Source organism: Gemmata sp. SH-PL17 (assembly GCF_001610855.1).
GTDB classification, from domain to species: Bacteria; Planctomycetota; Planctomycetia; order Gemmatales; family Gemmataceae; genus Gemmata; species Gemmata massiliana.
The window spans coordinates 3,340,703-3,354,119 of sequence record NZ_CP011271.1 but is presented as its reverse complement, the minus strand read 5'-3'; the positions used below and the strand labels follow the sequence as shown (position 1 = coordinate 3,354,119).

At 65.5% G+C, this 13,417-nt stretch carries 11 protein-coding genes; 7 read left to right on the top strand and 4 right to left on the bottom strand.

Annotated elements, in window-relative coordinates; genetic code table 11:
• Nucleotides 1-82: 82 nt before the first annotated feature.
• Nucleotides 83-2,917 carry an MGH1-like glycoside hydrolase domain-containing protein gene (locus tag VT84_RS14010; protein WP_052558057.1) on the bottom strand — a complete coding sequence of 945 codons (2,835 nt, stop codon included), beginning with the start codon at nucleotides 2,915-2,917 and terminating at the stop codon, nucleotides 83-85.
• Nucleotides 2,918-3,118: 201 nt separating this feature from the next.
• Between VT84_RS14010 and VT84_RS14005 the strand changes: the two genes are divergently transcribed.
• On the top strand, nucleotides 3,119-4,420 hold the full coding sequence (locus VT84_RS14005) for a PQQ-like beta-propeller repeat protein (RefSeq protein ID WP_082839991.1): 1,302 nt from the start codon (nucleotides 3,119-3,121) through the stop codon (nucleotides 4,418-4,420).
• Between the two features lie 38 nt (nucleotides 4,421-4,458).
• On the opposite strand, the gene VT84_RS14000 is transcribed toward VT84_RS14005, so the two are convergent.
• Nucleotides 4,459-7,995, bottom strand: coding sequence for a tubulin-like doman-containing protein (locus VT84_RS14000; protein WP_082839990.1), 3,537 nt, complete (start codon nucleotides 7,993-7,995; stop codon nucleotides 4,459-4,461).
• Between the two features lie 261 nt (nucleotides 7,996-8,256).
• Between VT84_RS14000 and VT84_RS13995 the strand changes: the two genes are divergently transcribed.
• The 5 genes from VT84_RS13995 (at nucleotide 8,257) to VT84_RS13975 (ending at nucleotide 10,883) form a co-directional block, all read left to right on the top strand.
• Nucleotides 8,257-8,730 (top strand): hypothetical protein, encoded by a 474-nt coding sequence (locus tag VT84_RS13995; protein WP_082839989.1) that lies wholly within the window; start codon nucleotides 8,257-8,259, stop codon nucleotides 8,728-8,730.
• Nucleotides 8,731-8,836: 106 nt separating this feature from the next.
• Nucleotides 8,837-9,286: a hypothetical protein gene (locus VT84_RS13990; RefSeq protein WP_052558063.1), complete on the top strand. Its 450-nt coding sequence runs from the start codon at nucleotides 8,837-8,839 to the stop codon at nucleotides 9,284-9,286.
• Between the two features lie 20 nt (nucleotides 9,287-9,306).
• Nucleotides 9,307-9,702 (top strand): hypothetical protein, encoded by a 396-nt coding sequence (locus tag VT84_RS13985; protein WP_082839988.1) that lies wholly within the window; start codon nucleotides 9,307-9,309, stop codon nucleotides 9,700-9,702.
• Entirely contained in the window at nucleotides 9,699-10,241 is a 543-nt protein-coding gene (locus VT84_RS13980) for a GNAT family N-acetyltransferase (protein WP_082839987.1), read from the top strand. Before VT84_RS13985 ends, VT84_RS13980 begins: the two co-directional genes overlap by 4 nt.
• Nucleotides 10,242-10,346: 105 nt before the next feature.
• A complete protein-coding gene (locus VT84_RS13975) occupies nucleotides 10,347-10,883 on the top strand; it encodes a hypothetical protein (protein ID WP_082839986.1) in 537 nt (178 codons plus the stop codon).
• An 8-nt stretch (nucleotides 10,884-10,891) separates the two neighbouring features.
• Here VT84_RS13975 and VT84_RS13970 read toward each other — a convergent pair whose 3' ends face one another.
• Nucleotides 10,892-11,407 (bottom strand): ankyrin repeat domain-containing protein, encoded by a 516-nt coding sequence (locus VT84_RS13970; protein WP_082839985.1) that lies wholly within the window; start codon nucleotides 11,405-11,407, stop codon nucleotides 10,892-10,894.
• A gap of 221 nt (nucleotides 11,408-11,628) precedes the next feature.
• Here VT84_RS13970 and VT84_RS13965 point away from each other — a divergent pair, with 221 nt between their 5' ends.
• Nucleotides 11,629-12,177 (top strand): hypothetical protein, encoded by a 549-nt coding sequence (locus tag VT84_RS13965; protein ID WP_052558072.1) that lies wholly within the window; start codon nucleotides 11,629-11,631, stop codon nucleotides 12,175-12,177.
• Between the two features lie 87 nt (nucleotides 12,178-12,264).
• Here VT84_RS13965 and VT84_RS13960 read toward each other — a convergent pair whose 3' ends face one another.
• A complete protein-coding gene (locus tag VT84_RS13960) occupies nucleotides 12,265-13,167 on the bottom strand; it encodes an AraC family transcriptional regulator (protein ID WP_082839984.1) in 903 nt (300 codons plus the stop codon).
• Nucleotides 13,168-13,417: the final 250 nt, after the last annotated feature.

Here is a 13,417-nt window from a genome sequence, read left to right as displayed (position 1 = left end):
TGTCGGTGACCACACGGTATCGCCGGAAACCCATTCAGGCTGGAAGTGGCGGGCGCTACGCCCGCGGTCCCAGGGAAAATCGCTACTGCTGCCCCGTGCGCGCCGACTTGCCCACCGAGATACCGGACGGCTGGCCCTGAACCGGCGCGGGTTCGGCCGCAGCGAGTTCGTCGTAGAGCCGCTCGCCGCGGCGCGGCACGAGGAGCTTCGCCACGAGCGCCGTCCAGCCCGTCTGGTGGCTCGCGCCCAGGCCCGCGCCGTGGTCGCCGTGGAAGAACTCGTGGAACAGCAGGTAGTCGCGGAAGTGCGGGTCGCTCTGCATCTTCTCGTACTTGCCGAAGCACGGGCGCAGCCCGTTCGCGTCGCGCAGGAACAAGCGCGTGAGGCGCCGGGTGATCTCGACGCCCGCTTCCAGCACCGTCACCTCTTTCCCGCTCCCGACCGGGAACTCGATCTTGAAGTCGGGGCCGTAATAGTGGTGGAACTTCTGCAAACTCTCGATGATGAGGAAGTTGACCGGGAACCAGACCGGGCCGCGCCAGTTCGAGTTGCCGCCGAACATCCCGGTGTCCGAATCGCCCGGCACGTACCCCACCGAGACCGTGTGATCGCCCATGCGGAACGTGTACGGGTGCTCGCGGTGGTAACGCGAGAGCCCGCGCACCCCGAACGGGCTGAGGAATTCGTTCTCGTCCATCACGCGCGAGAGCAATTTCTTAATGCGGTGCCCGCGGAGCAGCGAGAGCAACCGGCGCTCGCCGCGCCCCGGCTCGAACCAGCGCGACACCAGCCCAGCCATGTCCGCGCGGTTCTCCAGCACCCACCGCAGGCGCGCCGCGAACGCGGGCATCTTCGCGAGCAGTTCCGGCTCCAGCACCTCCACCGCGAACAGCGGGATCAGCCCCACCATCGAGCGCACCTTGAGGCGCTCGACGTGTCCGTCCGGCAGCGTGAGTTCGTCGTAGTAGAACCCGTCCTCTTCGCTCCACAGCCCGACGCCCTTCCCCGCCATGTCGGTCATCGCCTTCGCGATACCGAGGAAGTGCTCGAAGAACTTGATCGCGATGTCCTCGTACACCGGGTTCCGGGTCGCGAGTTCGAGCGCGATGCGCATGAGGTTCAGCGCGTACATCGCCATCCACGCGGTGCCGTCCGCCTGGTTGATGAATCCCCCGGTCGGGAGCGGGTGGCTCCGGTCGAACACGCCGATGTTGTCCAGCCCCAGGAACCCGCCCTGGAACACGTTCCGCCCCTGCGCGTCCTTCCGGTTCACCCACCAGGTGAAGTTAATCATGAGCTTGTGGAACACGCGCTCCAGGAACTCCCAGTCCGCGTCCGCCTCGCACTCCTCCGGGTTGCCGTGCGACTCGTGCCCGCCGGTGCGGAACGTGTGCCGGTGCTTGCGGTCGATCTGGAACACGCGCCACGCGGCCCAGGCGTGGACCGGCGGATTCGCGTCAGAGAAGTTCCACTCGTAGGCCGGTAACTGGCCGTTCGGGTGTGTGTACCACTCGCGGCACAGGAGCAGCAATTGGTCCTTGGCGAACTCCGGGTCGAACGGCGCGAACGCGACCGCGTGGAACGCGGTGTCCCACGCGCAGAAGTACGGGTACTCCCACTTGTCCGGCATCGAGAGAATGTCGGCCGCCTTGAAGTGCTGCCAGTCGCTGTTGCGCGCGTACCAGCGCTGTTCGGGAGGCGTGATGGTCGCCGAATCGCCCTTCAGCCAGCGGTACGTGTCGTACTGGTAGAACTGCTTCGTCCAGATCAGCCCCGCCACCGCCTGGCGCTGCACGCGGCGCGCGTCCGCGTCCGGGATGTCTTGCTGGAAGCTCTCGAAATACTGGTCCGCTTCGGCGATCCGGTCTTTGAAGATCTGATCGAATCCCACGAACGGGTCGTTCGGCCCGTCGGAAGCGTGCCGGAGCCGGCACCGCACCGTGACCGACTGCCCCGGCGGGATCATAAACGTGTAGTGCGCGGCCGCTTTAGTACCTGTCCCCTCCGGGTTCACCGCGGCCCGATTACCGTTAATAACGTACTCGTGGAACCCGTCCTTGAAGTACCCCTCGCCCGGCGCGTTGAACAGCGCGGGCGCGTTCGTTTCGTTGTCGGTGAACAGGTACCCGACGCGATCGATCGGCGGAACATTCTCGTCGAACGCCTCGCCGGACTGCTGGGGGGCGCCGGCCCAGAACCGGTACGCATCCCATTCCGGGTGGAACGCTTTCAGCCCTGCGTGCGACGAGGGCACGAACGCCGGGCGCGGTTGGTCGGGCTTCCAGGCCCAAGTGTTGCGGAACCAGAGCGTCGGCAGAATGTGCAGAGGAGCCGGGTCCGGTCCGCGGTTGTGTGCAGTAACGCGCATCAGGATGTCGCGCGGCCCGGCCTTCGCGTACTCCACGAACACGTCGAAGTACCGGTTGTCGTCGAACACGCCGGAATCGAGGATCTCGTACTCGGGGTCGTGGCGCCCCCGGCGCTTGCTCTCGTCGTGCAGTTTCTCGTAGGGGAAGCGCGCCTGCGGGTACTTGTAGAGCATCTTCAAGTACGAGTGCGTCGGCGTCGCGTCGGCGTAGTAGTACAGCTCCTTCACGTCCTCGCCGTGGTTCCCGTCCTCGTTCGGCAGCCCGAACAGGCGCTCCTTCAGGATCGGGTCCGCGCCGTTCCACAGTGCGAGCGCGAGGCACAGGTACTGGCTGTCGTCGCTAACGCCGGCCAGCCCGTCCTCGCCCCACCGGTACGCGCGCCGGTGCGCGTGCCAGAACGGGAAGTACCCCCAGGGGTCGCCGGTGGGCGAGTAGTCCTCGCGCACGGTGCTCCACTGCCGGTCCGCGAGGTACGGCCCCCACCGCCGCCAGACGGGGAGCTCGTTGGTATCGTTCAACCGATCGAGTTCGGGATTCGATGTCGACATGGAGACTTCCAGGCGAACCCCGCCTGCGAGAGCGGGGGAGAAAGGAATCTGTTGTTTTCCCCCTCCCCTTCAGAGAGAAGGTGAGGGTTCTTCAATCGGGTTCGCCAGCAGTTTACCCCTCCGCCGGCCGCTTGTCCGTTGTAACCCGTTTATCTTCACGGTAGTCTGAACCGGCTCACCCGCCTAATCGGAACCCTCCCCATGCGCATCCGTTTGCTGCTCGCTGCCTTGAGTCTTCTCGCCGGTCCGCAACTTTACGCTGCGGACTCGTGGCCCGGGTACCGCGGCCCCACCGCCGACGGGCACTTCGCCGGGGCGAACGCGCCGACAAAATGGAGCGAGAAGCAGAACGTCGTCTGGAAGACCGCGATCCACGGGAAAGGGTGGTCGTCACCCATCGTGCTTGGGGACCAAGTATGGGTGACGACGGCCGACGAGGTACTCGACCCCAACCCAAAGCCGGTCAAGGGCGGTCCCCCGGCCAACCCGGTCAAAGAAGTGACATACTTCGCGGTGTGCGTGGATCGTAAAAGCGGGAAGGTGCTGCACGACGTCAAGTTGCACGTCGATCAGAAGCCCCAATACTGCCACCCGTTCAACAGCTTCGCGTCCCCGACGCCGTTCATCGAAGGGGACCGGGTGTACGCGCACTTCGGCAGCCCCGGGACGTTCTGCGTCGACACCTCGACCGGCAAAGTGTTGTGGGAGCGAGTCGATTTGAAGTGCGACCACTTCCGCGGCGCCGCGTCATCGCCGGTCGTGTACGGCGACCTCCTGTACCTCGTACTCGACGGGGCCGATTACCAGTTCGTTACCGCGCTCGACAAGCGGACCGGCAAAACGGTGTGGACCACCGACCGGAAGATCAAGTATTCGACCGACAACGGCGACTACAAGAAGGCTTACGGCACCCCGGTGCTGTTCACGGTTGGCGGGGCGCAGTGGTTGGTGTGCCCGTCGGCCGAATGCACGATGGCCTACGACCCGAAGACCGGCGCAGAACTGTGGCGCCTCACACACGGCGGAATGAACGGCGCGGCCCGGCCCGTCATGGCCAACGGGCTGATGTACCTGACCAGCGGGCACACGGGCAAACTGTTCGCGGTGAAGCCCGAAGGACTGGCGGGCGCAGTACCGAAGGAAGCGATTTCGTGGCAGGTCGCGAAGAACGTGTCCACGCGACCGTCGCTCTTGGTGGCCGGGGACCGGCTGTTCATGGTGTCCGATACCGGTATCGCGTCGTGCCTGGAAACCGCGACCGGCAAGGTAGTGTGGACCGAACGGCTCGACGGCGAGTTCTCATCCTCCCCCGTACTCGCCGGCGGAAACGTATACTTCTGCAATCAGATCGGCAAAACGTTCGTGGTGAAGGCCGACGAAGATTCGTACACACTCGTAACGGAAAATCGACTCGACGGCGGGTTCATGGCGTCCCCCGCCTTCGCGGACAACGAACTGTTCCTGCGAACGAAAACGCACCTCTACGCGATCGGCAAGAAGTAAGTGTCACCCAGGCGCTGGCCGTAGCCGTCGGTCAGCGCCTACTCCGAAAGCGGTAACCACTCGGTCACGTCGAACCGGGAGTGCGGCGACGTCTGCGTGGTCGCGAGTGCTTCGTAGTACGCCGGCTGACACGCCGACAGGATCGCAGCCACTTCCGCCGGCATCAGGTTCCCGTGCTCGCGGCAGAACATCAAATCCGTCGCAGCGCCGTTCACCGCGATCGTCGTCGCGGCCGGTACGGACTTCTTGACCATCGCGGCGAACGCGCTGCCCGACTCCGTTTCGGGGACCAGTACGAACGTCTGTGCGCCGGCTTCGGAACCGCATGCCGGGGCCGAGCGCTCGTGGTAGTCCTTGATCCGAGCGCTCATGTCCACTTTCCGCGCGCGGGACGTCGAGACTTCCACTTCCGTCACGTCCGTCACCGGGAGCAAGTCGCTCAGGAACGCCGTGGTCTGCTCGACCATCGGAGCGACCAGCGTGCGGCCCATGTCCGCGTTCATTTGGCACAGCGCCGTCAGACCGCCGCGCGGTTCGAGTACCAGTTTCTGGAGCGCGACCTCCAACCGGAGCACGTCCTCCGACTTGACCGAAGCCACGATCTTCTTGGCCGAGCGCTCGATGTGCGTTTCGCCCGCGGGGAGCACCACATTCAGAGTGTTCGTCGGGCGGAGCGTCTGCTGGAGCGCCTCTTCTGAGAGCGCGACCGGCGTGTCCGACGACGGGGGTAGGTTCGCGAGCGGGGACTCCATCACGTCGACGAGCAGTTCCATCCGCGTGCGGCAGTACGCGAGTTCCCGCGCCCGGTCCTCGATCCGGGCGCGGAGCGCCCGATAGAACTTCGCGACCGCGTCCGCCAAGTCTTCCTGCAACCGGATGTGCGCGAACACGCGAACCTGATCGAGGAAGTGCCGCATGCTGCGCCCGCTGCGCCCGCCGAAGAAGCTGAACGTACCGCTCCCGGCCTGGCACACGTCGTGAGCAGACTGCACGTCGCTCTTCGCCTGGCGCGCTTTCACCGCGAGTTGTTGGGCACGAGCGTCGGCGGCGTTGGCCCACTCCGAGGACGCCGCAGCGAGCTTTTTCAGAGCGACACTGATCGCTCCCAGTCTGCGCCCGGGGTATTCCTCTAAGGGGCGCACGACCTCTGCGAACTCGTTCCCCCACATCTCCGCGACGCGCTTGACCGATTCCTCCAGCATCTTCGAGGTGCGGCTCCGGCGCACGCTGCTGTCCTGCTCCCCCATCGGGCGCGTGCCGATCAGATCGCGCGCCTGTTCCCACACGGCTCGCGACCACGCCGCCGCGTCGGGCCGGCGGACCGAGCCGTTGAGTTGCGCTTCCAGTCCACTCAGCCAGCGCTCGATCTGGTCGCCGGGTCCGCCGTCCGGCCCGCGGACCGCTTCCTGTTCGATTTGCGCCCGCACCGCGTCCGGCTTCAGGCGCGGATCGTTGACCGCGTGCCCGACGACGTGCTGTACGGGGGTCGGGTCGGCGGGATCCGCGTCCACCTTCCATTCCTTCAGGAGCCGGATGCAGATCTTCTGCGCCGCGGCCCGGAGGAGCAGCCCGCGCGGGAACCACACGCCATACGTGCCGAACGAGCGGAACGGGCTGCGATCGAACCCGACGGGCCGGGTGCGGAGCTGTTCCAGCACCGGGCCGAGCGGCGTCGTCATATCGTGCGACACGTACCCCGCGAGGTGCGAGAGGCAGTCCCGGAACGAACCGGCGCTGCGCTCCGACATCGGCATCAGGTACGTGGACGTGAACGGCAGCCCGCGGCTCTCGACCTTCGGTCCCTCGTGACCGCCGTACTGCGCGGTGAACGACACCTCCGGATCGGAGAAGTGGTTCAGTTCGGTGATCGTGGCGTACAAGTTCGCGAGTTCCGCGTCCGTCGAGTTCGGGTCGTCGGGAGCCGCCGCGTACACGAACGCGGTTACGGGAGCGTCGACCGGCGTCACCCGCGCGAGCACCCGGCGCACCGCGTACCCGAGGTCCACGAGCATCCCGCCGGACCCGCCGCTCGCGCTGGCGAACACGTACACCTGCGGGGTGCTCCCGCGAACCGTCAGCCCGGTCTGATCGGACGATTGCGCGAGCGATTCCGGATGCGTCGCGATCTGGAACTCGCGCCGCAACCGCGTGACGAACCGCAGATAGTTGTCGCAGAACGCGAGGCGCCCGAGCGACCGGGCGCCTCCGGCCCGCAGGCTCCGCGGGATCGCGTACAGTTTCTCGCGCGGTAACCAGTCGAGGATCTGATCGAGTTGCCGGCGCCGGTACTGCGTGACCGGTTGCAGCGGCACCGGGAACACTTCGTCGGTCCCGAGCGCGACGTCGGGCGGCGCGCTCACGGCCTTGGTGACCGCGTCGGGGTCGCAATCGACGTAGAGGAAACGGAAGCACGGCACCTGGACCACGTCGCCGACGCGGTCCGTGAGCCGGCACCGGATCTCTTGCAGCGCCCGGCGCCCGAAGCTCCCCACACCGATGAGGATCGTCGGCCGCAGCACGCCCAGGTCTTTTTGCGTCGCGGTCACACCGAGCAGGTGGTCTTCGTCGATCTCCGGGTGTTCGTGCGGTGTCGGTTGGGGCCGCGGCGCGCCCGACATCACGGCCGCGCCCCCGCGAACCGGCGCTGGGGGCGTCAGTTCCACGTCGTGAACGGTGCGCCCGACCTTGGCCCACGCTCCCGGCTCGCGCACGCCGCTCCCGGCCTCGGTCCCGCCGCTACTACCGGTCGCGTCCCGCGGACCGCCGAGCGCGCGAATGAACGCAGTGCAGCTCGGCCAGCGCTCGTCCGGGTTCTTCGCCAGCGCCCGGGCTACTACCGGCTGGTCGACCTCCGGGAGCATCGACAGGTCCGGCGGTTCGGACATGTGCTGGAGCGCGAGTTGCCGGATGTTCTTGCCGGCAAAGGGGCGCTTCCCGGTGAGCAACTCGACGTACACGACCGCGAGGCTGTACTGGTCCGAGTGCTTGCTGATCTTGTTCTGGAACGTTTCCGGGGCCGCGTAAATGGGCGTGACGCCGCCCATCAGTCCGGACGAACTGGAGCGCTCGAGTTGCTTCACCAGCCCGAAGTCCGCGACCTTCACACGGTCCGCGACCATGAACAGGTTGCGCGGCTTCACGTCGAGGTGCTGGAGGTTGTGCTTCTCGATCAGGTGGTCCAGACCGACGGCCGCGTCGTCGAGGAACCCCAGGAGGATGTCTCGCGGGATGCCGGGCCGCCCGGCACCCTGGTACTCGACCAGGCACTCGTGCAGGTTCCGGTCGGCCAGTTCCATCACGATGACGAGTTCGCCGCCGACGTCCTGGATCTGCTCGATGGACACGACGAACGGGTGCCGCACCTGTTTGACGCGCTCGAGCGCCTTCAGTTCCTGCACGGCGCGCGCGTCGTCGCCGTCGAGGGCGTTGAGATTACCGTAGACGAACTTGATTGCCTTATGAATGCCGCCGGGCGCGACGCACTTCCACACTTCGCCGAACCCACCGGTCCCGATGGGTTCGATGAGTCGGTAGCCGGGCAGCGGTTCGCCGTCGGGCTCGCGGAGCCAGTTCATGCGTTTGATAACCTGTCCCGGGCGGGAGGACGGTCCGCGCGGGGTGCGAGTTCCGAGAAGTTGCCGTTTGAACCGTAAGTCACACTGTGCAAGAAGTCCAATCGCGTGTACGAAATTGAGGCGGGCGCAAACCGAATTGAGATCCGGCCGGAATTCCGGCGCGAACCAAATCGGGAACGACGTGTAGACTTTCTAAACGCCGCAGTTCGCCAAGCAACCGATCAGGTGAGTTCAGTCGTTAAATAACTGAGGTGCATTTAGATGCGTCCGAATCAATGGTGGCAGTTCGGTCTGATCGGGGGCAGCGTCCTCACAATCGCCACTGCCACAAACCTCGCTTCGGCGGTGATACGGGGAACCGTTGGTACAGTCGAATGGGGTGAAACAGGAGGATTCGCGGCTGCGATCTTCGGGATGGGGTTTGTGTGTGGAGTAATAATTTGGGCCGGACGGGGGTTGTCGCAGCGTTTCGGTCCGGTTGGGGACGCAGTCATCGGTCTCGTCGTCATGGAGGCATTCTTCGTATCGTGCATGCTTCTTTTTCAGCCGGAGATGTTGGGAAGCAAATTCGAGAACAACGGGCTCCCCATGCTCGGATTCGCCGTCCCACTCGGTCTGTTTGCCGGTTGGCTAATCGGTCGCGACTTTCGTCCCCAACTGACCGCAGAACAAAGGCGCCGGCGCAAGTTTCTGGAAGAGTTAGAAGATGAGTCTGCGCCTGAAAAACGTGCCTAGTTGGACGCTGTTTGGCCAAGATTGTTTCCCGATGCCACTAGCTTACTGTCAGTAGTTGCCCCCGCCAAATCACGTAATCGCTCACGCCCAACGCGGAGATCGCAGAATGGCCCAAGTTCGTTGCCCCTATTGCCACGAGTACATCGACCGAGCCGAATTCGCGGCGCACGAAGCCGCGCACCGCAAGGCCCGCCCCGACGGGCAGCAAACCGACTACGCCACCTTACCCGAAGAGGAGCGCGAGGACGGCGACCTTGAGGGCGTGCCCCAAGTGTACGTCCACCGAAAGTGCGGCGTGGCCACTGGAATGCCCGAGGAGATCATCCGGAGCTACCTCAAGAATCCGTACATGTACATGGCCGACGCGACGTTCTGCTGCGGGTGCCGCAAACACGTCCCGTTCCGCGACTGTGAATGGACGGAAACCGGAGAAGATCTCCAAACTTACACGGACCGACTGCGCGCAGCGAAACCAGACATGAAGCCCAAAGGGTGCCTGGCCGCGATCGCTTTCATCGGCGCCGGGCTGACCGGAATCATTGCGACCCTTTGTTGAATGCCGCCCCGGAGGGAAGCGTGGAACGCGCCGTCGAGTGGTTCGTGGCGATCACATCACTCCCCATCGGCGCATCCCACTTACTGCGGCCCCGGGATTGGGGCGAGGCGTTCCGCCAGTTGCACGCTTGCGGGCGCCCCGGGGCCTTCGCCAACGGCGGATTGAGTCTGTTAACCGGCGCGGTGATCGTCGCCGGGCACGGCTCCTGGGCGTGGCCCGGAGCGGTAATTACCGGGTTCGGGTGGCTCCTGGTTCTCAAAGGAACGGGCGCCCTTCTCGCGCCCGATAAAGCGCTGCAATCGATGGAGCGAGGGCGTCGCTCTCCGCGGGGCTTTGTGGTCGCGGGAGTCATGTCACTGGCAATCGGTGCGTGGGCGTGTTACTGCCTCTGGGTCAACGCGCCGAGTATGTCATGAGCGCCTCGCATTTCAGCCGCACGAGTCGTTCCCCTATGGTGAATCTCCGCCCCGCTCGCGAAAGCGACCTTCCCCATCTCATTGCCCTCGCTCAGCGCTCCTGGTCGAGCGCGTTTAAGGAGTCCGCGCCGGACGAATTTGTTCGTGAATGGCTCGCGCGCGATTTCGAGAACGAGTGGTATCCGAAATACTGGCCCGAAATGACCGTCGCTGAGATCGATGGGACCGTGGTCGGCCTCGTGCAACCCACAAAGGACGAGATCAACGGGCTATGGGTCGATCCGGCCGCACAATCACAAGGTGTCGGCACCGCCCTGCTCTACCACGGCGAACGGGAAATTGCTTCGGCCGGGTACGACCGCGCGTGGTTGAGTTGTTCCGGCTTCAATCCGAACGCCCGGCGATTTTACCTCTCGCGCGGGTATCGACACGTGCGGAGCGAAGCGAAACCGCGTGCGGGCGGCGCGATCGAAGAAATGTGTTATTACGAGTTTAGCCTTCCGCGCATCCACTCATCTGAATGCTCCCACTCGGGCTGAACCGAACCGTCGCACCAATAAGCCAAAAAACCTAGTCCGGCAAACGCGACCGGACCATAAGTTGCGGTCGGGACAGGCTTCCAGTCGCCCCCGGAGGGCGTGCCGATGAAGACTCGGAAGTCGGCCGAGCCGACGATCACCCGGGACCTGACGCCGGGGCGAACCGCGTGCCCGCACCGCGCGCGGCCCATGTGGGCCGACCACGCCAACCGCCGAACGGTTCACACCCTGGCCGGCGTCACCCGCCTCCACCTGACCATCCGTCGGTGCCGCACCACCGCGTGCGGCGCCTACAAGAAGCCGTACCGACCCGAGGTCGAAGGGGCCGTCGCGCTACCCCGGCACGAGTTCGGGCTCGACGTGATCGCCCTCATCGGGCGGCTCCGGTACGCCGAGCACCGGTCCATCCCCGAGATCCGCGCCCACCTCCTCGGGCGCAACGTCGTTGTGCCCGAGCGCACCGCCACCAACCGGCTCGACCGGTACGACGAGCTCCGGGCCACGTCCCTCACCGACAACGGTCGGCTGAACACGGTTCTGGCCGCCCAGAAGGAGGTGATCCGGGCCATCGACGGGTTGCAAATCGAGCGCCGCACCGATCCCGAGGGGGACATGGTGCGCGTGAATCCCGGCCCGTCGTGAGGCGACCATCAACTGCGTTGGGAACGGTCACGTGCGGCGGCTTCGTCGGCCAGGGAGCGGATATCCGAGCGGGTGACCGGAGTGAGCAGGTCGATTACCGCTCGGTGCCCCCGGATGAGGGCTTCGTATAGCGCGCTGCGGCCGCACCGACCCGGATCGACGTCCCGGTCGTGCTGCTCCGGGAGGACGTTCGGGTCGGCCCCGTCATCGAGCAGCAGCCGGACGATCTCGATGTTCCCCACGGCCGCCGCAATCATCAGCGGGGTCGCCCCGAGTTCGTCCACCGCATCGGCGGGCACCCCTGCGCCCAACAAAGCACCTACCACACCGACGGCACCGGATTCGATCGCGTACTGAAGCAGTGGAAGCGACCAGAAGGTGCTCGCGAACCGCGGGTGACCGGTCACCGCTGCAATCACGCCGGCCGGGTCGCGCGCGTCAACAGCCGCGTAAGCGCGTTCCAGGATGTCCTGCCACACCTGTTCCTCGGGCGACAGTTCTCCCCTTGAGTTGAACGGGTCCATCAGCACCTCCGGCCCAGCAGGGTAACGGGAACGCGCCACTCATCGACGTTACCGGTCACGACAGCTCCCTCTGCCCAGTCTATCCCGAAGACCTTGCGCGATCCGCCATTCGCACTGTGACCGATCTGTGGAGCGCCCAAATCTCCATCGCTCCGACTCGAACGCGGATGTAAAGTATGCGGTCGGATATGCCGTATTAACGCCCTACCGGGAGATCGCCCGTGAGCGATGGACCGCTGTTCGAGCGCCCGCTCGATGAGTTGTTACCGGCGACACACCGCGCCGCCCCGCGCCCGGCCCGTTCCGCCCCAACTGCGGGGCCAGAAACCGTGCGGGACCGACCGGACGTGGAGCTGGTAGCGATCGCGCGGTACCAGAAATGGCTGATCCGGGTCATCCTGCTCCAGATCCTGATCGCCGCCGGGTGGGTCACTGCGGCCATCCTCACCGATCAAATGGACGGCCCTTCCGCGCCGCCCATCGTGGTTTTCGGTATCGTCGCCGCGGTAATCCTCAGTTTGGTCGCGCTGGGCGTCATGATCGCGCTCGCCTCAATGCTGTACAGCCGGACCACGGCGGTCGCGCTCGGCCTGTGTCAGTTCCTCGTGGGCGGGGGTACGATCTTACTGTGCGTCGTGAACGTGCGAGCGACGGCCGAACTGCGACGAAATGGTATCCGGGTCGGGTTACTCGGAGCGCGACGGTCGGACCTGACGGCACTGGTCACACCCCAGCGCGATAAAGATCAGGTGCAAAAGCTGGGGTGGTGATGGCTCGCCAAGTGCCCGCAATGTAACGTGCTTGGAACAAAGCGAGCAGGCGGGTTACGTCCCTCCGCACATTCGGGACGCCGAACATCACACCCGAAGGGGCACGGGCTCCTGCTGGAGCGACGCGACGTCCGCTTTCGGTGGCGCGCCGAAGAGTCGGCGGTACTCGCGGCTGAACTGGGACGGGCTTTCGTACCCCACGCGGAACGCCGCCGAAGCCGCGTCCAGTCCCTCGCCGAGCATCAGGCGCCGGGCTTCCTGGAGCCGGAGCCGCTTCTGGTACTGGAGCGGGCTGAGCGCGGTCACCCGTTTGAAGTGGTGGTGAAGCGCCGAGGCGCTCATGCGGACTTCGCGTGCCAGCGCGTCGATGCTGAGCGGCTCGGCGAAGTGGTCCTTCAGCCACCGAATCGCCCGCGCGATCCGCTGCGCCGGGCCGCCGACGGCCGTGATCTGGCGCAGTCGCGTGCCCTGCTCCCCCGTCAGTATCCGGTAAGTGATCTCGCGGAGCACGAGCGGCGCGAGTGCCGTTACGTCGCGTGGCCGTTCCAGCAAATCGACGAGCCGCGTGACGGCGTCCAGTAACGGCGCCTCAACGGGACTGACTGCTAGTCCCCGATCGGGCGTGCCGCGTGAGTCGGGCGCAGCGCCGTCGGCTACCAGTTCCCCGACCACACCTGCATCCAAGCCGATCCGCAGCGCGAGATAGGGTAACTCCGGCGACCCCTCGATGATCTTCCCGGTGACCGGCAGATCCACCGAAACGAGCAGGAACTGCGCCGGATCGTAGCGGTATACTTCATCCGCGAGGTGAACCACCTTGCTACCCTGCGCGATCAGACACAGAGACGGTTCGTAGAGTACCGCGGTCGGTTGCGTCGGGGCGGAGAACCGGTACAGCGTCAGTTCGGGCACGACTGTCGGGTGGACGCCGTCCGTGCGCGTTTGCCGGTCGATCACCGCGCCCAAGTCCTTCAACCTTTGGTCACCCACAGTCGCCCCTCACAGAAGCTTCACTCGGCACCGGTCCCGAACCCCGGTTCGGCAGGTCGTGCAGGATTAGGCAATGATCCCGCACGATCAGGTTACCGGCTTCCGCCCCCCGACCTTACGATTTCTCCATACAAACTGGCACCGCCGTGAATAACCGGCCCGATCGGGCGTCGTAGTCCGGTGGTGTAACACGAAACGATCCGCGCGGTATCGGATAACACTCGCGCGGATCACAGTTTGTGTCGGCGTC

Bases quoted from the DNA above. Each gene is read 5' to 3' on its own strand.
- VT84_RS14010 (WP_052558057.1), bottom strand. From the start codon at position 2,917: ATGTCGACATCGAATCCCGAACTCGATCGGTTGAACGATACCAACGAG.
- VT84_RS14005 (WP_082839991.1), top strand. From the start codon at position 3,119: ATGCGCATCCGTTTGCTGCTCGCTGCCTTGAGTCTTCTCGCCGGTCCG.
- VT84_RS14000 (WP_082839990.1), bottom strand. From the start codon at position 7,995: ATGAACTGGCTCCGCGAGCCCGACGGCGAACCGCTGCCCGGCTACCGA.
- VT84_RS13995 (WP_082839989.1), top strand. From the start codon at position 8,257: ATGCGTCCGAATCAATGGTGGCAGTTCGGTCTGATCGGGGGCAGCGTC.
- VT84_RS13990 (WP_052558063.1), top strand. From the start codon at position 8,837: ATGGCCCAAGTTCGTTGCCCCTATTGCCACGAGTACATCGACCGAGCC.
- VT84_RS13980 (WP_082839987.1), top strand. From the start codon at position 9,699: ATGAGCGCCTCGCATTTCAGCCGCACGAGTCGTTCCCCTATGGTGAAT.
- VT84_RS13975 (WP_082839986.1), top strand. From the start codon at position 10,347: ATGAAGACTCGGAAGTCGGCCGAGCCGACGATCACCCGGGACCTGACG.
- VT84_RS13970 (WP_082839985.1), bottom strand. From the start codon at position 11,407: ATGGACCCGTTCAACTCAAGGGGAGAACTGTCGCCCGAGGAACAGGTG.